This is a genomic window from Pseudomonas sp. B21-032, assembly GCF_024748965.1.
Lineage (GTDB): Bacteria > Pseudomonadota > Gammaproteobacteria > Pseudomonadales > Pseudomonadaceae > Aquipseudomonas.
The window spans coordinates 2,725,428-2,749,038 of record NZ_CP087180.1; the positions used below are offsets into that span (position 1 = coordinate 2,725,428).

Annotated in this window: 17 protein-coding genes; 9 read left to right on the top strand and 8 right to left on the bottom strand. The window is 63.4% G+C overall.

Annotation, left to right across the window (positions count from 1 at the left end; genetic code table 11):
• Window positions 1-314: 314 nt before the first annotated feature.
• Window positions 315-2,024 (top strand): sulfatase-like hydrolase/transferase, encoded by a 1,710-nt coding sequence (locus tag LOY54_RS12450; protein WP_258610557.1) that lies wholly within the window; start codon window positions 315-317, stop codon window positions 2,022-2,024.
• An 85-nt stretch (window positions 2,025-2,109) separates the two neighbouring features.
• The gene (locus LOY54_RS12455) at window positions 2,110-7,200 is read left to right on the top strand and encodes a dermonecrotic toxin domain-containing protein (RefSeq protein ID WP_258610558.1); all 5,091 of its coding nucleotides are present in this window, start codon (window positions 2,110-2,112) and stop codon (window positions 7,198-7,200) included.
• 33 nt (window positions 7,201-7,233) lie between these two features.
• On the opposite strand, the gene LOY54_RS12460 is transcribed toward LOY54_RS12455, so the two are convergent.
• Complete coding sequence (locus LOY54_RS12460; RefSeq protein ID WP_258610559.1) at window positions 7,234-8,193, bottom strand: LysR substrate-binding domain-containing protein; 960 nt, start codon at window positions 8,191-8,193, stop codon at window positions 7,234-7,236.
• Window positions 8,194-8,339: 146 nt separating this feature from the next.
• Between LOY54_RS12460 and LOY54_RS12465 the strand changes: the two genes are divergently transcribed.
• Window positions 8,340-9,716, top strand: a complete 1,377-nt coding sequence (locus LOY54_RS12465) for an L-serine ammonia-lyase (RefSeq protein ID WP_195883932.1) — start codon at window positions 8,340-8,342, stop codon at window positions 9,714-9,716.
• Window positions 9,717-9,830: 114 nt separating this feature from the next.
• Window positions 9,831-11,129, top strand: coding sequence for a serine/threonine transporter (locus tag LOY54_RS12470; RefSeq protein WP_258610560.1), 1,299 nt, complete (start codon window positions 9,831-9,833; stop codon window positions 11,127-11,129).
• Here LOY54_RS12470 and LOY54_RS12475 read toward each other — a convergent pair.
• From LOY54_RS12475 to LOY54_RS12490, 4 genes are all read right to left on the bottom strand, one after another.
• Window positions 11,126-11,890, bottom strand: a complete 765-nt coding sequence (locus LOY54_RS12475) for a hypothetical protein (protein WP_258610561.1) — start codon at window positions 11,888-11,890, stop codon at window positions 11,126-11,128. The genes LOY54_RS12470 and LOY54_RS12475 overlap by 4 nt on opposite strands.
• A 76-nt stretch (window positions 11,891-11,966) precedes the next feature.
• A complete protein-coding gene (locus LOY54_RS12480) occupies window positions 11,967-13,055 on the bottom strand; it encodes an HNH endonuclease (RefSeq protein WP_258610562.1) in 1,089 nt (362 codons plus the stop codon).
• 44 nt (window positions 13,056-13,099) lie between these two features.
• A complete protein-coding gene (locus LOY54_RS12485; protein ID WP_258610563.1) occupies window positions 13,100-14,758 on the bottom strand; it encodes an alkaline phosphatase D family protein in 1,659 nt (552 codons plus the stop codon).
• A gap of 91 nt (window positions 14,759-14,849) precedes the next feature.
• Entirely contained in the window at window positions 14,850-15,527 is a 678-nt protein-coding gene (locus LOY54_RS12490) for a DUF3313 domain-containing protein (protein ID WP_093383260.1), read from the bottom strand.
• 165 nt (window positions 15,528-15,692) lie between these two features.
• On the opposite strand from LOY54_RS12490, the gene LOY54_RS12495 reads away from it, so the two are divergent.
• The 3 genes from LOY54_RS12495 (at window position 15,693) to LOY54_RS12505 (ending at window position 18,046) form a co-directional block, all read left to right on the top strand.
• Window positions 15,693-16,766, top strand: coding sequence for an NAD(P)-dependent alcohol dehydrogenase (locus LOY54_RS12495; RefSeq protein ID WP_093383257.1), 1,074 nt, complete (start codon window positions 15,693-15,695; stop codon window positions 16,764-16,766).
• A 78-nt stretch (window positions 16,767-16,844) separates the two neighbouring features.
• Complete coding sequence (locus LOY54_RS12500; protein WP_258610564.1) at window positions 16,845-17,345, top strand: GNAT family N-acetyltransferase; 501 nt, start codon at window positions 16,845-16,847, stop codon at window positions 17,343-17,345.
• A gap of 398 nt (window positions 17,346-17,743) precedes the next feature.
• Window positions 17,744-18,046, top strand: coding sequence for a DUF3077 domain-containing protein (locus tag LOY54_RS12505; RefSeq protein ID WP_258610565.1), 303 nt, complete (start codon window positions 17,744-17,746; stop codon window positions 18,044-18,046).
• A gap of 93 nt (window positions 18,047-18,139) precedes the next feature.
• Here LOY54_RS12505 and LOY54_RS12510 read toward each other — a convergent pair whose 3' ends face one another.
• From LOY54_RS12510 to LOY54_RS12520, 3 genes are read right to left on the bottom strand one after another with little or no spacing between them, the layout of a single operon-like run.
• A complete protein-coding gene (locus tag LOY54_RS12510; protein WP_258610566.1) occupies window positions 18,140-18,886 on the bottom strand; it encodes an enoyl-CoA hydratase-related protein in 747 nt (248 codons plus the stop codon).
• Window positions 18,887-18,910: 24 nt separating this feature from the next.
• On the bottom strand, window positions 18,911-19,516 hold the full coding sequence (locus LOY54_RS12515; RefSeq protein ID WP_258610567.1) for a helix-turn-helix domain-containing protein: 606 nt from the start codon (window positions 19,514-19,516) through the stop codon (window positions 18,911-18,913).
• A 46-nt stretch (window positions 19,517-19,562) separates the two neighbouring features.
• Window positions 19,563-21,512 carry an FAD-dependent oxidoreductase gene (locus tag LOY54_RS12520; protein ID WP_258610568.1) on the bottom strand — a complete coding sequence of 650 codons (1,950 nt, stop codon included), beginning with the start codon at window positions 21,510-21,512 and terminating at the stop codon, window positions 19,563-19,565.
• 184 nt (window positions 21,513-21,696) lie between these two features.
• Between LOY54_RS12520 and LOY54_RS12525 the strand changes: the two genes are divergently transcribed.
• A complete protein-coding gene (locus LOY54_RS12525) occupies window positions 21,697-22,734 on the top strand; it encodes an ABC transporter substrate-binding protein (protein WP_045198796.1) in 1,038 nt (345 codons plus the stop codon).
• Between the two features lie 71 nt (window positions 22,735-22,805).
• A complete protein-coding gene (locus LOY54_RS12530; RefSeq protein WP_045198799.1) occupies window positions 22,806-23,561 on the top strand; it encodes a class II aldolase/adducin family protein in 756 nt (251 codons plus the stop codon).
• Window positions 23,562-23,611: the final 50 nt, after the last annotated feature.

Sequence of the window (23,611 nt, forward strand, 5' to 3'; positions counted from 1 at the left end):
TGTTTCGTCGGATTTACACTCGCTGTGATTTGGGCTTTTTGCTATCAAGCCGTTCTAAATCCGGGGGTTAGCATTGGCGAGCACTGGCCAATTGCCGCATCGCAAAACGATGAACGGTCGAAGCCCGCGATAAACAAGGCGTTTATGGATGTGGATGTTTCACGAATGCAACGCTTTCGCGTTTTTGAACTGTCAGAATTGGCGCCGCCAAGTTGGGTCAAAAAACTGACGTTGTTCCGGTTTGCGCTTTGGGTGGCGACTGCTAACGTGTCAATGTCCGGGTGCTTGCAAGGTCAAAATTGGGCGAGGGGAAGATGTTCAAATACGTCAAGGAACTGCTGCTGGCGCTGTACCTGCTGAGCAATTACCCCTATTACCTGGAGCGCTTACAGGCCATCGGCCTGAGCCCGGCGTTGCTGTTGTACCTCGGCGTACTGGTGCTGCTGGTGCTGGCCTTGCTGCTCTGCGCGAACATCCGCCAGGCCTGGCTGCGCTGGGGCTTTGCCCTGGTGTTCAGCGCCAGCGCGGTGTTCTTCGATGCCTACACGCGTATTACCGCCGACTATCTGACCTACAGCGGCTTTATCTCGATGGTGTATTCCGGTGGTTTTATCGGCGAGGCCATCGAGCAGTACCACAGCGTGATCCTCCGGGTACTGGGCAGTTCGCTGCTGTTGCTGCTGGGCCTGGGGCTCAAGCCACGCCACCCTGTGCCCGGGCCCAGGGCGCTGCCGTGGGCGGCGCCGCTGCTGGGCATTGCCTTGCTCACGGCGATTCTGTTCGTGCGCGCCGGTGAAGGTGCGCGCGGCCTGCCGATCATGTACACGCCGCTGGCCTATGCCAACCTGATGCTCTACGAGTCGCTGCACGACAGCGTCGGCCCCCGTGAGCCGGTGACCCTGGCACGCAGCGGCCCGGCCCTGGCCCGCGACATCGTGCTGATCATCGACGAAAGCGTCTCGGGCAATTACCTGGACCTGAACACCGCCCATGGCGTGCGCAGCCAGCTCAACCAGGCCCGGCCCGGGGTGAGCATTTTCAATTATGGCTACGCCGCCTCGATCGCCAACTGCAGCTCCGACACCAACGTCACCCTGCGTTATGGCGGCACCCGCGACGACTACCTGCGCATCAACTCGACCCTGCCGTCGATCTGGCAGTACGCCAAGGCTGCCGGCCTGGGCACCGTGTACATCGACGCCCAGCGCACCGGCGGCAACCTGCAGAACCTGATGAACGCCGCAGAAAAACGCGACATCGACCAGTTCATCCAGTTCGACAGCACCCCGGTGCGTGACCGCGACATGGCCGCTGTGGCCAAGCTCACCGAGCTATTGGCCGACGGCAAGGCGCAACTGATTGTGATCAATAAGGTTGGCGTGCATTTCCCGGTGCACGACAAATACCCCGACGACTTCATGACCTACCGCCCGGCCTTGCCGCGCGGGCAGTACACTGACATCACCGACACTGGCCGGCGCGACGGATTCAATGGCCAGCCCGAAGACTGGGTGCTGTACCGCAATTCGTACATGAACAGCCTGCTGTGGAACGTCGGCGAGTTTTTCAACCGCCTGTTCGCCAAGGCCGACCTCAGCCAGGCGGTGCTCATCTACACCTCAGACCACGGCCAGGACCTGCACGAACGCGGCAACCCGGGGCTCAACACCCACTGCGACAGCAACCCGGTGGAGGAGGAGGGCCTGGTGCCATTGGTGGTGATCCAGGGCCAGCGCCTGCAAACCCTTGACTGGCAGGCGCAACTGGCAACCAACAAGGACCGTTCCAGCCACTACAACATCTTCCCCACTTTGCTGCAGCTGCTCGGCTACGACCCGGCCGGCATCGCCGCAGTGTACGGGCGCTCGCTGGTAGTGCCGAGCGACGACCCGTTCAGCTTCAATACCCGCTTCAATGCGCGGCTGGGGGCCAAGCCGGTGTTCAAGCATATTGACCTGAGTGAAGTGGTGACCCCGGGGGCGGCCTTGCCGAATGCGCAGATGCCGGTGGGCCAGGCTGATTGAGCGGGTGAAGGCACTATTTATCTAGCACCGCCGTCAACGGCGGTGCTGCTCTCCTGACAGCCCCTCACTGTCAGGAACTTTTCCAATGACACCTGCAAAGCCAAACCCTGCGTTGATTTTCCACCGCACCTTGATCGGCGCGGCGATTCCTGCCTGGGTCAGCCATCTGGCGGCCAAGGACTTTCAAACCCTGCTGCAGAGCCAGCAACTGCCGTCGGCGATAGAGCCGCAGCTACAGGCTGCGCTCAAGGCTTCGAGGGCTGCACGCCAGGCGCTGGCAGTGCAGCTTGCCGCGCTCAAGGGCATCAGCCAGTTCTGTGCGCCACTGTTGGCCCGTTCATTACGTGAGGCCCATGGGGTGGAAGTGGATGTGCTCAAGGCGCAACTGCACCAGGTCGGTTTTGAAACCCTTGGCGGGCGTACCTTGCCCAAGGGCGCGACCCACAGCAGCAGCCTGCTTGAGGCGGCGCTGCAGAATTTCAGCGCCAATGAAGACCTGGGCCCTTTCAGCTACCTGGCTGACGCGCAAGGTCAAACCATGAGCCTGAGCTGTGAGCGTTTCGTCGCCCTGTGCCGCGAACTCGACTTGGGTCGGCAGTATCAGCAGCACCTGGCCGAGGTGCTGCAGGGCCCCGTCAGGGCCGCCAGCATGACAGCAGCGACCCGGGCCGACTTCGTCGCGCAAGTGCAGCGGGCGCGAAGCTACGGTGAAATCACCGACGCAGTACAGGCCGCGTTGTTGCTGCTGGCCAATGGCGGTGCGCCCCGGCTCGATGGCAAAGCCGTGGTCTGTCGGCAGATCAGCGTGTTGGGCAGCGTGCTGGACGGAGCGCTGTTGATCGGCCCGGATCCGGCGGCGAGCAATGTCACTGAACGCTGTGTGGCCTGGATCGCCGGCGCGCCGCTGTACCCGATCAAGGAGTATTCCTCGACCAGCGCCTTTGCCCACGACCTGGCTACCAGCCTGCAAGCTGACGATTACCGCCAGGCAATACTCAAATGCGTGCCCCAGGCCGAGCGCCCGGCATTTGTGCGCGCCTTGAATCAGGCGCTGTACGTCGAACGCTTTAAGGGCGAGGAAAAGATCCGCCAACCGATCCGCAATCCGCGCCTGCAGGTCGAGGAACATGCGCTCGACGGCGAGCTGTGGAACCGCTTGCAGCGCCTGCAGGTGCGCAGGCTCAAGGCCAATGCCCGGGTACTGGCGGTGCCGACCGCCGATGAAGACCGCGCCGCGCGCCTGGCGCGTTTGCAGCATTGGCTGGATATCGGCCTGAATGTGCTCAACGCTGCGGCGTTTGTAGTCCCGGCGCTCAATCCGCTGATGCTGGCGGTGACCGGCGCGCAACTGATGGGCAATGTGTTCCATGGCGTCGAGGCCTGGGAAGCCGGGGAAACCGCCGAAGCCCTGGCGCAGGTCGAATCGCTGGTGGTCAACCTGGGTTTGATCGCAGGGCTGGGGGTAGCCGGCAGCGCCGCCGAACCGTCGCTGTTTGTCGATGGTCTGGAGCGTGTCGAATTGGCCAATGGCCAAGTGCGTCTGTGGAAGCCCGACCTGAGCGGTTATGCAAGCCCGGTGCAACTACCCGAGCGCCTGGCGCCCAATGCTCTGGGGCAGTACGCGCTGAACGATCAGTTGTACATCCGCCTGGATGGCAAGCTGTACCAGCAACGCTATGATGCCGACCTTCAACAATGGCGAATCAGGCACCCGGACAACAACGACGCCTTCGAGCCGCCACTCAAGCACTACGGTAACGGCGCCTGGCAGTTCCAGGGTGAACAGCCGCTGCACTGGGAGCGTGGCCAGTTGCTGCGGCGCATCGGCGTTCTGGCCGAGGGCCTGGACGATGCCAGCCTGGCACAGGCTGCCGAGATCAGCGGGGTCGACGACGACGTGCTGCGCCACATGCATGTCGAGCAGGGGCCGCTTGCACCGCTGCTGGCCGATACCTTGCAGCGCCTGCAACTGGACCGGCGCATTACCCGGATGGTCGCCGATATCCGCAGTGGCGCGGCGCTGGAGGCGGGCATGACCTATCCGCTGGCGTTGCTGGTCGAGTTGCCCAAATGGCCGGCCAACCGGGTATTGCAGGTGTTCAGGGGGCCGGAGCTGTGGGGTGAATCGCAGACCTATGGCCTGGAACGCTGGCCCCAGGGTCACGCCTTCAAGGTACTGGCCGCCGATGTGCGCAGCGGCAAGCTCGCCCAGGTGCTGTTGCAGGCCTTGAGTGAGGCGCAACGCAGCGAGCTGCTGGGTGAGCATTTGCCCGAGCAGGCACGCTTGCCGGCCTTGCGCGAGCAATTGGCCGATCTGGCAGAGCGCAAGCGCAGCGCGGTGTTCGACAGTCTGTACGCCAGTATCGAAAGCGCCCCCGGCCTGGGCGCCAAGACCTTGCAGCGTGACTTCGCCTCGCTGCCTGATTCGCTTGCCGAGGAAATTGTGCGGCACGCCACTGCCCAGGAGCGTGGGCAACTGATTGGCGAGCAAGCGCGCGTACCTGGACGCTTGGCCGAAGAAGCCCGGGCCTATCAGCGCCAGTTGCGCCTCAATCGTGCCCTTGAAGGGTTGGTGTTCCCTGCACGAATGGCCCTGGACAGCGAGCGCCTGGCGCTGCAACTGCTCGCCGATTTGCCCGGCTGGAACAGCGGTATTCGCCTTGAGCTACACCAACAGACGCTGGCTAGCGCGGTGCTGGCCAGCGTCGGTGACACCGAGGCAGAGCTGCGCTCGATACTCAAGTACGAGGGTGGCTATCGCGTTTTCGATGCCCGCGGTAATGAACTGGGGCTGAGCGATGACTTTTTTGCTGCGCTGTTACGCGCACTGCCCGACACCCTGCGCCAGTCGCTTGGGGTAGAGATCTACGAGCCCGCGCAACTGCGCCAGCGTCTGACCCAGCAAGCCCTGGGCAATCGCGCCCGCTGTTCGACCCTGATCGGCCAGCAACCCTCGCGGCCCTGGCTGCAATCGCCGTTGCGCCTGGCCGACGGGCGCCGTGGCTACCCGCTGGGCGGCGCGGTGGGGACCTTGCGTTCCAGCGAATATCGCCGTTTGAGTGCCTTGTACCCCGAGTTGCGCGCCAATGAAATTTCCGAGATCAAGAACCAGCTGAGACTCGCCAATGAAGACCTTGGTGCTGCGATCCAGGGCCTGGAGGATGAATATCGCCAGCTCGGGCAGACCCTCGACAACTGGGTGGCGCAGCGACCCAGCGCTGGCGAGCGGGTGGACCGGGAAATGCTTCGTGACCGGCTAAAAGCCGCCTGGCGCCGTGTGGGTGGCGATCATAAACATGAACTGGACCTGTCCTCCTGGAGGCCTGGCGGATTGCCAGCGATCAATGTGCGCTTTCGCCATGTCACCCGCTTGTTCCTGCATCGGATGGAACTGAGCGCAGTGCCGGAGCAATTCCTTTCGTCGTTTACCGAACTCAGGGAACTGAACCTGGACCACAACCGCCTGACCGAGATACCCGCTGCGCTTGGCGCCCGGACCAAGCTGCGGTTGCTCAGCCTCGAGGGCAACCAGATCGCGGTCAATGCGCGCATGTTCGACCCGCTGCAAAGCTTGCGGGCCTTGCGTGGGCTGGGCCTCACCGGTAACCAGATGGCCACGCTGCCGGTTGAAGCGATCAATGCCCTGGGCAAGCTCGATAGCCTGACCACGCTGGGCTTTCGGGCCAATGGCGCGACCCTCGATGCCGAGCAGTTGCAAGCCCTGGCGGCAATCCCGTTGCAGGAGCTGGACCTTGCCCGCAATAACATCCAGCTGGACGAAGACGGGGCCACAGCCTTTGCCGGCCTTGTGCGGTTGCGCAAGCTCAACCTGGCCGACAACCCCCTGGGCCGGGCGCCGCAGCTGGCCGGCCTGCGGATGCTTGAGCACCTGAGCCTGCGTGGCTGCCAGCTCGAAGACTGGCCTGAAGGATTGCTGGAGCTGATGCAGCCGCCAGAGCATCGGCTGCGCACGGTGGACCTGAGCAGCAACGAGCTGAGCGAGCTTCCCGACCTTGCGGCCACGGCCTTTGGCGCTGCGTTGCGTGCCGACGGCCAGCGCAGCCGCTGGCTGCTGCTCAACCAGAACCCGCTCAGCGAGGCCGCTGCCACCCACTTGCGCGGCCTGGGCATGCCGTTCAGTCGCCGTGCCAGCGGCCTGGCCGCCGGCTGGTTACGTGAGGCGAGCGCCGAGCAGCAGCAACTGTGGGACACCTTGTTCCCCGATGAAGACACCCATCGCCCGCTGTTGCTGGTGCTCGACCGGGCGCTGGAGTCCAGCGAGGCCCGGTTCGATTTCAACAACATGTCCGCCAGGGTCTGGGAGCTGCTGCGCGCCGCACAAGGTTCTGACCAGCTGTTCAGTGATTTGCAGGCGGTTGCCGACGCTTACCCACCAACCTGTGGCGACGCCGGGGCCGACGGCTTCAGTGCCCTGGAAGTCGAGTTTCTCGCCTATCGCCAAAGCCAGGAGGCGCTTGACCCGCTGCAGCGCACGGCGGCAGTGGTCGGCTTGTACAAGCAGCTCTACCGCCGCGAGTTGGTCAACTCCCTGGCCCAGCGTATCGGCCTTGCCCGCGATCTGCGCCGCGATGCCATGCGTGCCGGCAGCCGCCCGTTGCCGGCCTTCGACCCGCTGGATAACCTTACCGACCAGGACCTGGAGCATGAGTCCGACCCGGTGGAAATTCGCCTGAAGTTGCGTCAGGAACTGGCCACCCGGCTCGACTTCCCCGAGCCGTCCAGCGGCATGCTCTATGCGCACCGGGCCGGTGTTGACGCGCGTGTGATCAAGAATGTCGAGCGTGAAGTCCAGCGCCTGAGCAGCCAGGTGGAGGCCAGGCAGCAATGGATGGTGCTGCAACATGGCTGGAAGCGCTACTTGCGCAAACTGCACGGGCAGCGCTTTGCGACCTTCGAACAGCAATGGCGCGATGCCGCCGACTACCTGTTGAGCTGCCTGTACGACTGGCATGAGTTCGACGGGCCGCTGGCGCCCGAGGTGCGCAGTGCGCTGCAGCAGATCCTGCCCGATGCACCCGTGGACGGGCAGGGGCACCTGCAGCGTCTGGCACTGTCGGAAGGGCGCTACTTTACCGCTGAGCAGCAGTTGAAAGAAGTCAGCACTGCGGCCGAGCACGGCCTCATCCTCGAACTGACCCGCAGCAGCGAAAGCTAAGCGGCCTGAACGGCCTTGCCTTGCGTCGCTGCACTATCGGCGCAAGGCAAGCGCACTGGCGTCCTGGGCATGCAACGCGCGAAAGCCTTCGGCTTCTTCCACCAGCCAGTCATGCACCGCCCGCGCCCCCGGGTGCGCCAGGCCACCGGGCGGGTACAGCAACACATAACGCTTGTGGTTGGCGATCGGCAGGCCGAACGGCACGATCAGCGCGCCGCGCTCCAGCTCGTCATTGAGCAGGGTACGCCGGGCAATGGCCACGCCGATGCCGGCAATCGCCGCCTCGATGGTCAGGTGGTTGCGGTTGAAGGTGTGCCCACGGCGCACGTCCAGGCCACTGGCGCCAATGCCCTCGAGGTAGAACTCCCATTCGGCGTATTCCGAACTGCCGCGCCAGGCGGTGATGTCGTGCAGCAGCGGGTAATGCGCCAGGTCCGCCGGGCCATGCAGCGGCGGGCGGCCGCGCAGCAGGGAAGGGGCGCAGACCGGGAAGATCTGTTCGTCGAGCAGCGGTGTGGAATGCATGCCCGGGTAGCTGCCGTCGTTGAGGTCGATGGCCAGGTCGAAGTCGCCTTCGTGCAAGGCCTGGCTGCTGTCTTCGGCCACCAGGCGCAGCTGGATGTCCGGGTAGCGTTGCTGCAGGCGCGGCAGGCGCGGGGTCAGCCACTTGGCCAGAAACGACGGGATCGAGCGCAGGCGCAGGGTGCCGCGGATTTCGCCAGCGTCCAGGCGGCGCAACTCGGCATCGATGCTGCCATAGGCTTCGCCGACGGTCTGCGCCAGGCGCTGGCCTTCGGCGGTCATCTCCACACCGCGGGCGCGGCGCAGGAACAGGCGAAAGCCCAGGCGCTCTTCCAGTTGGCGGATCTGCTGGCTGACCGCGCCGGGGGTGATGTGCAGCTCTTGCGCGCAGCGGGTGAACGACAGGTGCCGCGCCGCACAGGCAAACACATGCAGCCAGACGTACATCTGGCCATTCATTTGTCGCTTCATCGTTTAGCTCTGCTAAAGGCTTGCTTAGAAAGTTTCGTTGGTCAACACGCAAGTGACCGGGCAGTATCGCGCAACTTCGCGACACCCATCAATTTTTTAACAGTGCCGTTGCGTGACATGGATTGTTGCCTCGGTCAGGCATTAGCATGGCTATCAGTGTTTTCGACCTTTTCAAGATTGGCATCGGCCCCTCCAGCTCCCACACCGTAGGCCCCATGCGTGCGGCGGCAACCTTTGCCCAGGCCCTGCGTGAGCAAGGCCTGCTGGAGCAGGTCAGCCGGGTCGAGGTGCGCCTGTACGGCTCGTTGTCGGCCACCGGCGTCGGCCACGCCACCGACCGCGCCTGCCTGCTCGGGCTGATGGGCGAATGGCCGGACCAGATCGACCCGCAAAGCATCGAGCCGCTGATCGCGCAACTGCAGCAAAGCCAGGTACTGATGCTCGACGGCACGCAGGCGATTGCTTTCGACTGCGCCAGCGACTTGCTGCTGCTCGATGAAAGCCTGCCGTATCACCCCAACGCCATGACCCTGGAAGCCAGCAGCGCATCGGGCTCGTTGCTGCAGCAAACCTACTATTCGGTCGGTGGCGGTTTTATCGTCGAGGCTGCGCAAGTGGGCACGGCCGGCAACAGCGCCGAGCAGGTGCAACTGCCCTATGACTTCGACAGCGCCGCCCAGTTGCTGGCGCTGTGCAAGCAGCACAAGCTGCGGGTCAGCCAGGTGATGATGGCCAACGAGCTGGCCTGGCGCGAGGAAGCCCAGGTGCGCAGCGGCCTGCTGAAGCTCTGGGCGGCGATGCGCGAGTGCGTCGACAACGGCCTGCGCAACGAAGGCATCTTGCCGGGCGGGCTCAAGGTCAAGCGCCGCGCCGCCAAGCTGCACCGCAGCCTGCAGGAGCTGGGCAAGCCCAACGTCATCGGCTCGACCCTGAGCGCCATGGAGTGGGTCAACCTGTTCGCCCTGGCGGTCAACGAAGAAAACGCCGCCGGCGGGCGCATGGTCACCGCACCGACCAATGGCGCCGCCGGCATCATCCCGGCGGTGCTGCACTACTACATGAAATTCAACCCCGAGGCCTGCGACAACGACGTCGTCGACTTCCTCCTCAGCGCCGCTGCGGTGGGCATCCTGTGCAAGAAGAACGCCTCGATCTCCGGCGCCGAAGTCGGCTGCCAGGGCGAGGTCGGTTCGGCCTGCGCCATGGCCGCGGCCGGCCTTGCCGAAGTGCTGGGGGCAACGCCCATGCAAGTGGAAAACGCCGCCGAAATCGCCCTTGAGCACAACCTCGGGCTGACCTGCGACCCGGTCGGCGGCCTGGTCCAGGTGCCGTGCATCGAGCGCAACGCGATTGCTGCAGTCAAGGCCATCAACGCCGTGCAGATGGCCTTGCGTGGCGATGGCGAGCACTTCATCTCCCTCGACCGGGTGATCCGCACCATGCGCGACACCGGCGCCGACATGCATGCCAACTACAAGGAGACGTCACGCGGCGGCCTGGCGGTCGCCTTCGTCGAGTGTTGATCCCATCGCGGGTCAAGCCCGCTCCTACATGTGGGAGCGGGCTTGACCCGCGATAGCTGCACCCCTGTTCCAAAGTTATTCATACGCAACAAAAACAACTACAAGGCAATATCGATGACTGATGTAAATAGCACCACGACCGTTCGTGTGGACTCGGCCGCGCCTGCGCAAAGCCGTGCCTGGAGCCGTCACGACACCACCTGGGTCCTGGGCCTGTACGGCACCGCCATCGGCGCCGGTACCCTGTTCCTGCCGATCAACGCCGGGGTAGGGGGCTTCTGGCCGCTGCTGGTACTGGCGGTACTGGCCTTCCCGATGACCTTCTACGCCCACCGCGGCCTGACCCGCTTCGTGCTTTCGGGCAAGCGCGGCGCCAGCGAAGACATCACCGAAGTGGTCGAAGAGCACTTCGGCGTCGGCGCCGGCAAGCTCATCACCTTGCTGTACTTCTTTGCCATCTTCCCGATCCTGCTGGTGTACAGCGTCGCCCTGACCAACACCCTGGGCAATTTCATGGAGCACCAACTGCACATGACCCCGCCGCCGCGGGCGCTGCTGGCCTTGCTGCTGATTTGCGGGCTGATGATCGTGGTGCGCAGCGGCCAGGGCATTATCGTCAAGGTCATGAGCCTGCTGGTCTACCCGTTCGTGGCCGCGCTGTTGTTGCTGGCGGTGAGCCTGATCCCCAACTGGAACGGCGCCTTCTTCGCCCAGGCCAGCGCAGGCATGCCCCTGGAGCTGTTCTTCAAGACCCTGTGGCTGGCCATCCCGGTGATGGTGTTCTCGTTCAACCACTCGCCGATCATCTCCGCCTTTGCCGTTGACCAGAAGCACCGCTACGGCGAGCAGGCCGACGCCAGGAGCGGCAAGATCCTCGCCAGCGCCCACGTGATGATGGTGCTGACGGTGATGTTCTTCTGCTTCAGTTGCGTGCTGGCCCTGAGCCCGGCGGACCTGGCCGCTGCCAAACAGCAGAACATCTCGATCCTGTCGTACCTGGCCAACCACTTCCAGACCCCGGTGATCGCCTTTGTCGCGCCGCTGATCGCCCTGGTGGCAATCACCAAGTCGTTCCTCGGCCACTACATCGGTGCCAGCGAAGGCTTCCAGGGCATGATCGTGAAAAGCCTGCGCAGCCGCGGCAAGCAGGTCTCAAGCAAGCGCCTGGAACAGATGACCGCGTTGTTCATGGTCATCACCTGCTGGGCCGTGGCGACCCTCAACCCGAGCATCCTCGGCATGATCGAGAACCTCGGCGGGCCGATCATCGCCTGCCTGCTGTTCCTGATGCCGATGTACGCCATCCACAAGGTGCCGGCGCTGCGCAAATACTCGGGCAAGGCCTCGAACGTGTTTGTGGTGCTGATTGGCCTGATTACCCTGTCGGCGATTCTGTTCTCGTTTTTTGCCTAGATCCGAGCTGTACCAGGGAAGGGCTGGTGCGGGCCGTTGCCGAGAAAGCCTGCGTGGTGTTCCAGGGGCTGGACGGTAATGGCCAGCTGGCCCAAGGGGATCGGATCAAACACCTGTTGCAACTGTTCATAGGGCAGGATGGTTCCTGCGGCTGTCCGGCAGGTGGACCAGAAGCCCACTGTGCCGACAAGCAGCCGCAACTGCTGGAGCCCAGCTTCTCTGACCGCTTGCGTCTGGCTTTCATTGATCCTCATGGCTGCTTCCTGGGTAAAATTCCAGGCATCGGTACGTTGATCCAGGCGCCGGTCAAGCAACGACAGATAGTCCAGGCCAGGGATCCTCAACTCGTTGGCATCTGCATTGATGTATGACGTATTGAGCGCGAAGTAACGCAGGGTGGCTTGGGCCCGGTAGTGGGTTGTTGAGATCAGCACAGCGCCGATTGGCTCGCGTTCATACTCGCTGTTGTCTTCGTCAAGCAAAACCCTCTGTATCGACTGGAATGAGTAGCTCAACGGATAGTTGGCGCCATGAGGGTAAGACACGAGCGATTCGGTCGGCAGCATCAGCAACGGCAGCTCCTGTTGATCGGCCTGTTGTTGCGCTTGGTGGCAATTATGATCAAGCAGATAGAGGTGCTCCCAGTCCTGGGCACTGCAGTTGTCCCCTTCAACGCATGCGCCTGTCCGGGCATTCCACACCCAAACGTCATCGAGCAGCGGGCGCTCGCAGAATGAACAGAAGTTGCCGAAAGCGCTCAACAACAGTCGTGCTGCGGGAGCCTGGCGTAGCCGATTCGGCAGCAATGGGCGTACTAAGGGTCTCATGGCGCCTCACTCAGCAGGGGAGCTGGCTGATGTTGGTGCTGGGGTAATACAACTTGCTGGCGGAGTCATTGACGAAAGCTTTTGCATAGTGGGTGCCGTGCGAGTTGTCGAACGCCTGCATGACCGTCAGCCAGACTGAATAGAATCCGGAACTTGCTGCGCGTCGCAGAGTGATCGGCCACAGCCAGTTGTGTTTGGGGTCGGGGTCGACGCGGCTGAGCAATCGGCACTCCTCCAAGGCATCGAACCAGGCCCTGGTGCGATTCATCAGCCGTCGATCGAAGACGCTGGAAGAGTCGGCATTCAAGCCCAGCAAGTCGATCATCTCTGTCGCCCGGCTGTTGGCGTCACTGACAACCACGGCAACCTCCACGTCGCCGAAGGGGCCGCCGCCGATACTGGCATCGAGGTTGGCCAGGACCTTGTGCTGTATCACGTCATAAGCAGTGAGCCTGATTCCCGCACTGACCGATTCTGCTGCATTCAACACAGTCCATGTCTGCACTTTAGGGTCCAGGTACTGCAGTTGGTTGGGCAATGCCTGCCAGCAGCCAGCGTTCAGGTCCGGCCAGATGTAGTGTTGCTGACGGATACTGTTATGCAATTGTTGTTCGGTCGGGGAAAAAGCCTGTGCCCAGCTTGTTGCGGTTTTTCGATCCGGGTCATCGGCTTTGCACGTGTTGCATGGGCTGCAGGCCAGAAGGAAATTCCTCCACTCCACGGCGTAGTAAGGGAAATGGCTCTTGGGTAGGGCGTGTTCGACTTCGATCAGGCCAGGCAAGGCAGTACCGCAATAAGAGCAGAAGGCGCCCAGTTCGTCAGTCAGAGGCAATGCGGCCGTTTTGTAGATTTTACTGATCCGTTGCATCAGCCCACTTGCCAGCACGGTTTGCTCGGCAGGTGTAATGCGCCGGATACGCAGGCCTGTAACGTGGTCCAACAGTACTTGCAAGGCCAGAGTCAGGGGTATCTGGTAGGTTGGCGTCACAGACGTGACGCCGGCGATTTTCTGAAAAAGGGCCGCCACGGTGCCGCCTAACAAGAGCTTCTGCGGCGGCGAGTATTTCGCATGGCGTGGCTGCTTGGTGACCGGACGCATGACTCAGCCCTCATGGGCAACGGTGACACCCAATCAGTGTAGCGCTACCTGAGCAACACCCGGCGCTTGGTCAGTTCGCCGTCCTCGCCACTGGGCCAATGCAGTTCCACCAGCACTTCGGTCTGCTGGCCGTCCAGTGACGGGCGCACGCTGAGCATGGCGAAGTTCTTCGAACCGGCCATGGCGTACCAACGCTCGCAGACCATGTTGGCAATGCCCGGCATCTCGCCGCCGCCGCTGATGGCCAGCTTGAGCATGCCTGGCGCTGGTACGCGCGAGATGGCACTGGAGGTGACCTGGAACACCTTGGCCGCCGGGTATTGCTTGTGCAACAGGCGAAACACCGCCGCGCAGTGCACGTCGCCGCTGAGAAACACCACCGGCCTGGCGCTCTTGCCCAGCGCCGCGTAGACCTGATCGAGCAGCACCTTGCGTTCGGCCTGGTTGCTCTTGTGGTCCCACTCATCCATGCAGTCATCCTTCAGCGAGCCGAAATCGGCGCCGTTGGTGACCACGTTCTTCCAGTGCATGACCGGCACCGGCGAGACGATGAACACCGCCTTGGCGCTTTGCACCACGGCACTGTTCAACCAGTCCTTGAAGCGCTTCATCTGTGCGCTGCCAAGAATCTTGTGCGGGTCCTTGGCCTCGACATCGTGGTGGCCGCGCATGTCCAGCACGTAAAAGGCCGAGCCGCCTTGCTCGAAGGCGTAGTCCCAATGGCAGTCGTCGGGCTTGTCGAGGTTGATCGAGGTAACCGGGTTGTGGCTGTGCTCATACTCGTAGTAGGCACGGCAGGCGGCACGCCACATCAGGTCGACGAGCATTTGATTGGTGGCGCCGTTGCTGGAACTTTCGAACAACAGCGAGATACGTTTTTGCCGCTCCTTGTTGGTCAGCGAGCCCCAGCCGTCCATGATTTCGTGATCGTCCCAGATCATGTACTGGGGGAACTGCTCGTACACCTCGCGCAGGGTCGGGATGTTCCAGTACACCCGGTAGTACCAGCGGTAGATGTTCAGCAGGTACTTCTCGATGCCGGCCTTGTCGTAGCTGCTGCCTTGCTTGAACTGGGCCAGCAGCGCCTGCTTGTTGTCCTTGAGCCATTCCCAGATATCCAGGAAGCCGTTTTTCTTATTGGTGTCGACGTACATCTGGTCGCCACCGCCGATGACGAATTGCGCGCGCTGGTCGACCAACTGCTGGTGCAGCAGCGGCCAGGCGCCGGCACTGCCGTCGGCGCTGATCGGGTCGTGGCAGCTGTAGAAACCGAAGGTCAGGGTCTGCGGGTTGACCGCAGGGGTGATGAAGCTTTTCGGGCTGTCACCACCGATTTCGGTGCGCCGGCGAATGATGTCGCGGTCGCGGATGTTGCTGATCAGTGCATAGAAATAGGTGCTTTGCGCCTTCAGGCCAGTCACCGCAAAGACACCGGTGAGGTCGCTGTCGAAGCTGAAGGCTTGCGCCTGGGTGAACACCGGCTTGATCTTCTGCTGCTTCAGAAATTCGGCCACCGGCAATTCATCGAGTCGCTGCAGGTCGCCGCTCAGCGGCGCAGTAGTGACCACCAGCACCCACTCGCCGGGCAGGTACACGCGAAACCACAAGCGCACGCTGGTGGGGGTGATCGCGCCGATGATCGCGGTGCTGGCGAGCTTGGCGTACTTGCTTTCGTTGGAGGTGGGGTCCAGGAGCTGGGACATGGTCGATTTCCCTATCAGTTCGCACGCCGAATAGCCCTGCAGCGTACACCGGGATCAGCGCAGTGAACCCGGTGCGCTCCAGTGTCAGTAGCTAGCGCGACTCGCTCTTGAGCTTGGCGAAGCTTTTGCGCAGGTCACTGGCCCAACCGTCCAGCACCGGCTTGACGTTCTCCAGGGCCAGCTTGGAGGTGTCGTTTTCCAGGGCCTCGCCGGTGCCTTTGCGCACCACCTGGGCAATCACCTTGTTATTGCCGCCGTCGAGGAAGGCCGCCTCGGTGGCGATGTCGACTTCCTGGTCGCGGCCGCCGGCGGCGGTATTGACCGCAGCCGCCACCAGGGCGATGGGGATCACTTCGTAGGGCTTGAGGCCTTCGGTCTTGGTCGATACCGCGGTGATCGCCGGGCGCACCACCAGCACGCCGGGGCCCGGGCCCTGGGCCAAGGGCAATTCGGCGCCCAGTTCACGCTTGAGCGCGGTGTTGTAGTACTGGGTGATCTGGCTGAGGATTTGCGGCGAAATCGCCGCGGTAGGCTGGGGCTTGGGGTAGAACTGGCTGGGCTCGATAAACACCTGGGTAAAGCGCGCGGCCTTCACTTGTGGGTCGATCCAGCGCATCACCGGCTTGCCGGAGCTGCTTTCGGCGGGCTTGAGGCGGCTATAGTCCTTGAGGAATCCGGAATACTGGCTGGGGTCGACCTGGCTGCTGGAGCAACCGGCAAGGACGATAAGGGCAGAGCAGAGCAGGGTGGAGCGCAAGGTGGGTTTCATCGACGTTCGTATCCTTGGCAATGACCGCACGGGACGGGGAATTGATCGCCTGAACAACGCTAGCAGCTCTTGGCCTGGCCGCCAGTTCATTGACCCCGGTCAAGCGCACCCGGGCCTGTCGGGCGCAGGGTGGACAATCACTACCGCCCCGTCGAGGACACCGCCATGGCCAAGATGAAAGCTGCGATTTTCGTTGAAAAGAACCGCATCGTGCTGGACGAAAAGCCGATCCCCGAAGTGGGCCCGCTGGATGCGCTGATCCGCATCACCACCACAACCTTGTGCGGCACCGACGTGCACATCCTGCGCGGTGAGTACCCGGTGGCCAAGGGCTTGACCATCGGCCACGAGCCGGTGGGGGTGATCGAAAAGCTCGGCTCCCAGGTGCAGGGTTTTGTCGAAGGCCAGCGGGTGATCGCCGGCGCCATCACCCCAAGCGGCCATAGCTTTGCCTGCCTGTGCGGCTGCGGCGCCCAGGACGGCCCGGATACCCGCCACGGCTTTCGTGCGGCGGGCGGCTGGAAATTCGGCAACAGCATCGACGGCAGCCAGGCCGAGTACCTGCTGGTGCCTGATGCCACCGCCAACCTCTGCGCCATTCCCGATCACCTGAGCGACGAGCAGGTACTGATGTGCCCGGACATCATGTCTACCGGGTTTTCTGGTGCCGAGCGTGGCGAGGTGCAGATAGGCGACACAGTCGTGGTTTTTGCCCTCGGCCCGATTGGCCTGTGTGCCGTCGCCGGCGCGCGGCTCAAGGGCGCGACCACGATCATTGGCGTTGATACCGTCGCGGCGCGGATTGCAGTGGCGCACAAGCTCGGTGCAACCCATGTAGTGGATTTCAACCAGGGCGATGTGGTCCAGCAGATCATGCAGCTCACCGATGGCCGTGGGGTTGACGTGGCCATCGAGGCGCTGGGCACGCAATCGACCTTCGAATCAGCGTTGCGGGTGCTGCGCCCCGGTGGCACCTTGTCGAGTCTTGGGGTGTACTCCAGCGACTTGCGCTTGCCGCTGGACGCCTTTGCCGCAGGGCTTGGCGACTACCGCATCGTCAGCACCCTGTGCCCCGGCGGCAAGGAGCGCATGCGCCGGCTGATGGAAGTGGTAGGCAGCGGCCAGGTGGACCTCAAGCCGCTGGTGACCCATCACTTCAAGCTCGATGACATTGAGGCGGCGTATGAGTTGTTTGCCCATCAGCGGGATGGGGTGATGAAGGTGGCGATTACCCCGTGAGTGTGTCGAGCGCAAAGCGCTCGCAATGATTTTGACTATGCAATACTGGTCAATCCTTACCCACCCCTGGACCCCGCAATGGACCTGCCTCGCCGCTTGCGCAGCAAACAGCTGAAACTCCACGCCCCGGAACTGACCTTCGCTGCGCAACTGCAGGCGGTGCTCAACGCCAACTTCGACTTTCACCGTGAGTTTCTGCCATGGGCCCGTGCCGACTGGACCCTGGAGCAGGCGCGCCAAAGCCTGTTCCAGGCCCGGCAGAACTGGGCGGCGCCCCAGGGTGAAAAACGCTACTACCTGTTCCTCGCCAGTGGTGAGCTGATCGGTTGCCTCGGTGTGCGCCCGGATGCCCTGGGCAAGGTCGGCCTGGGTTACTGGATCGCCGAGGCCCATGCCCGGCAGGGTTTGATGACCGAGGCGCTGGAAACCCTGCTACCACTGCTCGAAGGCTCGCTGTTGTGGCTGACCACGTCGCCGGCCAATGTTGCGTGCCAGCGCCTGGTGGAGGGGCTGGGGTTCAGGCGGGTGGCGTCGGCGGCTGGGGCGAATGCACGGTTGCGCTATGAGTTGAGGCGTTGATTCAAATTCGGTGCTCAATCGCGGGTCAAGTCGAGGCGTCGCACCGCCGCTCCCACAGGATCGATGGTGCCTCTGTGGGAGCGGGCTTGCCAGCGATTAGGCCGGCAAAGCGCTAGCCAATTTCAGGTCCTAGGACCTATCCTACGCAGTCTGTCGATCTCACAAGCTTGCCCGGGGAAGGTCTGCACACTAGGCTCGCTCGGTCACTGAATGTTCGGTGACCGGGTTTGGCGACCCGGACAAGTTAAGACATCACCATGACTCTCTATGGTGGCTGTGCGCGGGAGGGCTTTGGCCCTGCCGGGTTCCTAACTTACCGGTTCGCCAACCCGCGTACAGCTGCCACCCATTTTGTTTGGCGACGAAAGCGTGGCGGCTCCACAAGTTAGGAGTTGACCATGAAAAAGCTCGTCCCCGATCCCCCAAGCCTGCACCTCGCTGAAACCGTTGAAACCCCTGTCAGAAGTTGCCCGGAGCATCCGCCGCTATTCAGCGTGTGTGCAGGTGTCAGCGCCGAAGACGCGCTGGTGCATGCCTTGCTGTACCTCAAATGTGCCAGCGCCACTATTGGCCAGGCGGTGCAGCGCTGCAGTGAGGAAGGACGAGAGTTTGTCTGGTCGGCCCAGCAGTCGGTTGAGCTGGCCAGGGCGCTGGTGGATGCGTTGTTGGATGGGATTGAGTTGAGGGTGGTCAAAGACTGATTCGGCGTTGCCTGGATCGCGGGGCAAGCCCGCTCCCACCCGGTGGCGTTGAACCTGTGGGAGCGGGCTTGACCCGCGATGAGGCCGCCAGCGTCAATCCTTGACCGACGCCCGCAACGCCGCCTTCGCCTCAGGCGTTTGCAGCCGTTCGATAAACAGCAGGCCTTCACGTTGAACCGTCGCTTCCAGTTCCTGGCGGTGGGCATCCTTGAGCAGGCGCTTGCTGATGCGCAGTGCATCCTGGGGCAGGGCCTGTAGCCGTGCCGCCAGCTTGCGCGCCGCCGCCAGGCACTGTTCGCCATCTTCATGCAGCTCATTGGCCAGGCCCCATTCAACGGCCTGTTCGCCTGTGAGCAGTTCATTGCACAGCAACAAGCGCGCCGCCCGGGCATGGCCGAGCAGGCGTGGCAATAGCAGGCTGGAGCCAAACTCCGGGCACACCCCCAGCGGCACGAACGGCATGCGCAGTTTAGTGCAACGGCTGACCAGTATCTGGTCGCAGTGCAGCAGCAAGGTGGCGCCGATGCCGATGGCGGCGCCGGCAACCGCTGCGATCAGCGGCTTGTCCAGCGCCAGCACTACGCGCATCAGGCGAAACACCGGGCTGTCCATGTCGCCGGGCGGGTTGTCGAGAAAGTCCTTGAGGTCGTTGCCGGCGCTGAAGCACTGCGCGCCGCCGGTCAGGAGGATGACCTCGACCTGGGCGTCCTCCTGGGCCGCCAGCAATAGCTCGCCCAGCTGGCTGTACATGGCGTTGTTCAACGCATTGAGCTTGTCCGGGCGGTTGAAGGTCAGGGTCAGCAGGCCCTGGTGCAGTTCGCGGGTGATCAGTTCGTTCATGGCGTGCCTGTGTTGTTGTAGGTATCAGAACGTCGGCGGGGTGATCACCCAGATCACCACCGCATCCACTTCGCCGGGGTTGCCGTAACGGTGCGGCTCCTGGCTGGAAAAACTGAAGCTGTCGCCTTCGCCGAGCTGAAAATAGCGCTCGCCAACCCACAGCTCGAAACTGCCGGACAGCAGGTAGCCGGCTTCTTCGCCGTCATGGCTGTAGCTTTGCTGGCTGTAGGTGCCCGGCGGGAAGCGCGAGTGGAGGATTTCCAGCTGGCGGTTGGGTTGCGGGGTCAGCAACTGGTCGACGATGCCGTCTTCGTAGTGCACGCTCAGGCGGCTGTGCTTGCGCACCACGTAGCCGTTGTCTTCCGGGGCGGTACTGGCTTCGCTGGCGAAAAACCACTGGATGGTCACGCCCAGGCTGCGGGCGATGTTGAACAGCGCCGGGATCGACGGGTAGGAGAGGTTGCGCTCCAGCTGGCTGATGTAGCCGGCGGTCAGCTCGCTCTGCTCGGCAAGCTCGGCCAGGGTCATGCCGCGGCGCTTGCGCAGGCCGCGGATGCGCGTGCCGAGAAAATGCGCGGTGCTGGTGCCTTCCTGGCTGGCGACGGGCGGCGTCTTGCTGCTGTTGCTCATGGCGTGCTCCGAACCGCACTGTCAAAGCCCCGGAGTATAAACAGGCTTACAGGCTCCAGGCGACCTTCAAACCGTCGTAGACGGCTTCTTCCACCGTGCGCGGGGCCAGGCAGTCGCCGATGCGTTTTACCTCGACCAGGCCGTGCAGTTCCGCGGCCAGGGTATCGACCGGCTGATGGCCCTGGCACAGCACCAGGGTGTCGATGTCTTCGAAGATCATCGGCTCGCCGCTGGCGGTGTGTTGCAGGTACACGGTGGTGTCGTCGCAGCCGTACAGGCGCGCATAGGGGGTGATCGGGATACCCAGCTTGTGCAGCTCGCCGGCCATCTGGTCGCGCACGTACAGCGGCAGGCTTTCGCCGCAGTGGGTGCCATTGACCGCCAGTTGCACCTGGTGGCCTTCACGCACCAGGCGCTCGGCGATGCCCGGGCCGATCCAGTCGCAGCGCCAGTCGACCACCAGCACCGAGCGCCCGGGCTTGGCCTCGCCACGCAGGATCTGCCAGGCATCGAGCACCTGCAGTTCGCCACCACGCTCGAAGGCCGGCCAGTAGGGTTCGGCGCCGGTGGCGACGATCACCAGGTCCGGCTGTTCGCGCTCGACCAGGGCGCGATCCACGCGCGTGTTGCGCACCACCTTGACCCCGGCCAGCTGCATCTCCCGTTGCAGGTTGGTGCTGGCGCCGCCGAATTCGGCCCGGCGCGGCAGCAATTGCGCGAGCAGCACCTGGCCGCCCAGCTGTGTGCTGGCTTCGTACAAAGTCACGTCGTGGCCGCGCGCAGCCGCCACTGCCGCCGCCTTCATGCCGGCCGGGCCGCCACCGGCGATCATGATGCGCTTGCGCACAACTGCCGGCTGCAAGCTGCCGAACTGCTGCTCGCGGCCGGTTTCCGGATGCTGGATGCACGAGATCGGCAGGCCCTTGTGAAAGTGGCCGATGCAGGCCTGGTTGCAGGCGATGCAGGCGCGTACATCTTCAACGCGCTCAGTGCGGGTCTTGTTGGGCATTTGCGGGTCGCAGATCAGCGCGCGGGTCATGCCGCAGACATCGGCCTGGCCACGGGCGAGGATCAGTTCGGCTTCCTGGGGCTGGTTGATGCGCCCGGTGACGAACAGCGGAATGCTCAGTTGCGCCTTGAAGGTCCCGGCCTCGCGCGCCAGGTACGCCGCCTCGATAGCCATGGGCGGGACGATGTGCACGGCGCCGCCGAGCGAGGCCGAGGTGCCGGCGACGATATGCACGTAGTCCAGCTCTGCTTGCAGCAATTTCACTGCCGCCAGCGATTCATCCTCGGTCAGGCCCTCGGCGTCGCGCTCATCGGCGCTGATGCGCAGGCCGATGATGAAGTCGTCTGCCGTCGCCGCCCGCACTGCGGCGATTACTTCACGGACAAAGCGCAGGCGTTGCTGCAGCTCACCGTTGTAGCCATCGCTGCGGCGGTTGACCCGTGGGTTGATGAACTGCGCCGGCAGGTAGCCGTGGCTGGCCACCACCTCGACGCCATCGATGCCGGCCTGGTGCAGGCGCCGGGCCGCAGCGGCATAGCCAGCAACGATCTCGTCGATCATGGCCTGGTCCAGCGCCCGTGGCATCACCCGAAAACGCTCGTTGGGCACCGCCGAGGCCGAGTAGGCCACGGCCAGCAAGCCGTCGCTGGACTCCATGATTTCCCGCCCGGGGTGGAAGATCTGCGACAGCACCACGGTGCCTTGGGCATGGCAGGTCTCGGCCAGTTGGCGGTAGCCGTCGATGCAGGCATCGTCGGTGGCCATCAGCACGTGCGAGGTGTAGCGCGCACTGTCGTGCACCCCGGCCACCTGCAGCACGATCAGGCCGACGCCGCCGGCGGCCCGGGCCTGGTGGTAGGCAATCAGGCGCTCGTTGACCAGGTTGTCGGTGGGCATCGAGGTGTCGTGGCCGCTGGACATGATGCGGTTCTTCAGGCGTTTGCCACGGATGTGCAGCGGTTCGAACAGGTGCGCGAAGGTCGACATGCGGGTCAGGCTCCAGCGGGGTGTTGTTATTATTTTTCTATAGAAGTGTACCGCCAGTAAAAAATCAACTTGTTTTTTTACTGGCCTTTGACTAGTTTGCAAATCACCCCGGGTCCTGGGGCACACCTCACAACAACAAGAAAACGGGCCACGCATCACGTGGTACCGGCAAGAGGAAGCATTGATGAAATCGAACCTGCTCAAGCTCTCTCCCTGGTTGCTTGCCCTTGCGGTCGGCGGCGCCCAGGCAGCACCGGACATGGTCGTGGTCGCCTATGGCGGCGCCGGCCAGAAAGCCCAGGATGCGGCGATCTTCAAGCCTTTCAGTGCCCAGGACGGCAGCACGTTGATCCAGAGTGAATACAACGGCGAAATGGCCCGGATCAAGGTCATGGTCGATACCGGCAACGTCGACTGGGACCTGGTGCAGATCGAAGGCCCGGACCTGATGCGCGGCTGCGACGAGGGCATGTACGAGCGCCTCGACTGGACCCAGCTCGGGCGTGCCGAGCAACTGATACCCGACGCCGCCCAGGAGTGCGGCTCGGCGGTGCTGGTGTGGAGCGTGGCGATTGCCTACGACCGCAACAAGCTGGCCCAGGCGCCGGCCTCGTGGGCGGATTTCTGGGACGTCAAGAAAATCCCCGGCAAGCGCGGCCTGCGCAAGCGTGCGGTGTACAACCTGGAGTTCGCGCTGATGGCCGACGGGGTCAAGGTCGAGGACGTCTACAAGGTCCTGGCCACCCCCGAGGGTGTCGACCGCGCCTTCAACAAGCTCAGCGAGCTCAAGCCCTATATCCAGTGGTGGGAAGCCGGCGCGCAACCGGCGCAGTGGCTGAGCGCCGGCGACGTGGTCATGACCTCGACCTACAGCGGTCGGGTCGCCGTCGCCGCCCAGGAGGGCAGCCCGCTGGCCCTGGTGTGGCCGGGCAGCCTGTACGGCATGGACTACTGGGCGATCATCAAGGGCTCCAGGCATGTCGACCAGGCCAAGCGCCTGATCGCCTTCGCCAACCAGCCCGACACCCAGGTGCGCTACGTCAAGCAAATCCCCTACGGGCCGACCAACACCCAGGCTGCCGCCGAGCTTGATCCGAAGCTGGCGAGCTGGGTGCCGACGTCCAGGCAGAACCTTGAGGGCGCACTGTCGATGAACGTCGAGTTCTGGGTCGATCACGGCGATGAGCTGGAAGAGCGCTTCAACGCCTGGGCCAGTCGCTAACCCCTGTGGCTGGACATCGTACGGTGTCCAGCCCTATTGTCTGGCCAGTTTTTCGCCTGAGGACAACAATAATGACCGAGACCGAAATCCGCCTGCGCCAGGAACTGGCCGCCTGCTATCGATTGATCGCGCACTTTCGCATGACCGATCTGATCTTCACCCATATCTCGGTGCGCATTCCCGGCCCCGAGCATCATTTTCTGATCAACCCCTATGGTTTGATGTTCGATGAAATCAGCGCCTCTAACCTGGTCAAGATCGACCTGGCGGGCAGGGCGGTGGAGGCTTCGCCGTACCCGGTGAACCCGGCCGGTTTTGTCATTCACAGTGCCATCCACGGTGCCCGCGAAGACGCCCAGTGCGTGCTGCACACTCACACCAAGGCCGGCTGCGCGCTGGCGGCGCTCAAGTGCGGGTTGCTGGCGGTCAACCAGATTTCCATGGAATTCCACGGCAAGGTTGCCTACCACGACTACGAAGGCATCGCCCTGGACATGGCCGAACAAGCGCGCCTGGTCGATGACCTGGGTGACAAGGCGGTGCTGATTTTGCGCAACCATGGCTTGCTCAGTGTCGGGCGCAGTGTCAGCGAGGCGTTCCTGCGCATGTACTACCTGGAAAAAGCCTGCGAGATCCAGCTCACGGCGATGGCGGCCGGCGAGCTGGTGCTGCCGTCGGAAGAAGTCTGTGCCCACACCGAACGCCAGTTCAACGAACCGGCGCGGCCGCTGAAGGAAGGCGAGCTGAGCGATCCGGACGGCATGCAACTGGCCTGGTCGGCGTTGCTGCGTCTGCTCGATCGGGTGGCGCCGGGCTATCGCGACTGATCAGCAGTTGTTGTACAGTCGTTCAATACGCAATCCTGTGGGAGCGGGCC

Excerpts from the sequence above, each read along its gene's own strand:
- LOY54_RS12450 (WP_258610557.1), top strand. The coding sequence starts at position 315 with ATGTTCAAATACGTCAAGGAACTGCTGCTGGCGCTGTACCTGCTGAGC.
- LOY54_RS12455 (WP_258610558.1), top strand. The coding sequence starts at position 2,110 with ATGACACCTGCAAAGCCAAACCCTGCGTTGATTTTCCACCGCACCTTG.
- LOY54_RS12460 (WP_258610559.1), bottom strand. The coding sequence starts at position 8,193 with ATGAAGCGACAAATGAATGGCCAGATGTACGTCTGGCTGCATGTGTTT.
- LOY54_RS12465 (WP_195883932.1), top strand. The coding sequence starts at position 8,340 with ATGGCTATCAGTGTTTTCGACCTTTTCAAGATTGGCATCGGCCCCTCC.
- LOY54_RS12470 (WP_258610560.1), top strand. The coding sequence starts at position 9,831 with ATGACTGATGTAAATAGCACCACGACCGTTCGTGTGGACTCGGCCGCG.
- LOY54_RS12480 (WP_258610562.1), bottom strand. The coding sequence starts at position 13,055 with ATGCGTCCGGTCACCAAGCAGCCACGCCATGCGAAATACTCGCCGCCG.
- LOY54_RS12485 (WP_258610563.1), bottom strand. The coding sequence starts at position 14,758 with ATGTCCCAGCTCCTGGACCCCACCTCCAACGAAAGCAAGTACGCCAAG.
- LOY54_RS12490 (WP_093383260.1), bottom strand. The coding sequence starts at position 15,527 with ATGAAACCCACCTTGCGCTCCACCCTGCTCTGCTCTGCCCTTATCGTC.
- LOY54_RS12495 (WP_093383257.1), top strand. The coding sequence starts at position 15,693 with ATGGCCAAGATGAAAGCTGCGATTTTCGTTGAAAAGAACCGCATCGTG.
- LOY54_RS12500 (WP_258610564.1), top strand. The coding sequence starts at position 16,845 with ATGGACCTGCCTCGCCGCTTGCGCAGCAAACAGCTGAAACTCCACGCC.
- LOY54_RS12505 (WP_258610565.1), top strand. The coding sequence starts at position 17,744 with ATGAAAAAGCTCGTCCCCGATCCCCCAAGCCTGCACCTCGCTGAAACC.
- LOY54_RS12510 (WP_258610566.1), bottom strand. The coding sequence starts at position 18,886 with ATGAACGAACTGATCACCCGCGAACTGCACCAGGGCCTGCTGACCCTG.
- LOY54_RS12515 (WP_258610567.1), bottom strand. The coding sequence starts at position 19,516 with ATGAGCAACAGCAGCAAGACGCCGCCCGTCGCCAGCCAGGAAGGCACC.
- LOY54_RS12520 (WP_258610568.1), bottom strand. The coding sequence starts at position 21,512 with ATGTCGACCTTCGCGCACCTGTTCGAACCGCTGCACATCCGTGGCAAA.
- LOY54_RS12525 (WP_045198796.1), top strand. The coding sequence starts at position 21,697 with ATGAAATCGAACCTGCTCAAGCTCTCTCCCTGGTTGCTTGCCCTTGCG.
- LOY54_RS12530 (WP_045198799.1), top strand. The coding sequence starts at position 22,806 with ATGACCGAGACCGAAATCCGCCTGCGCCAGGAACTGGCCGCCTGCTAT.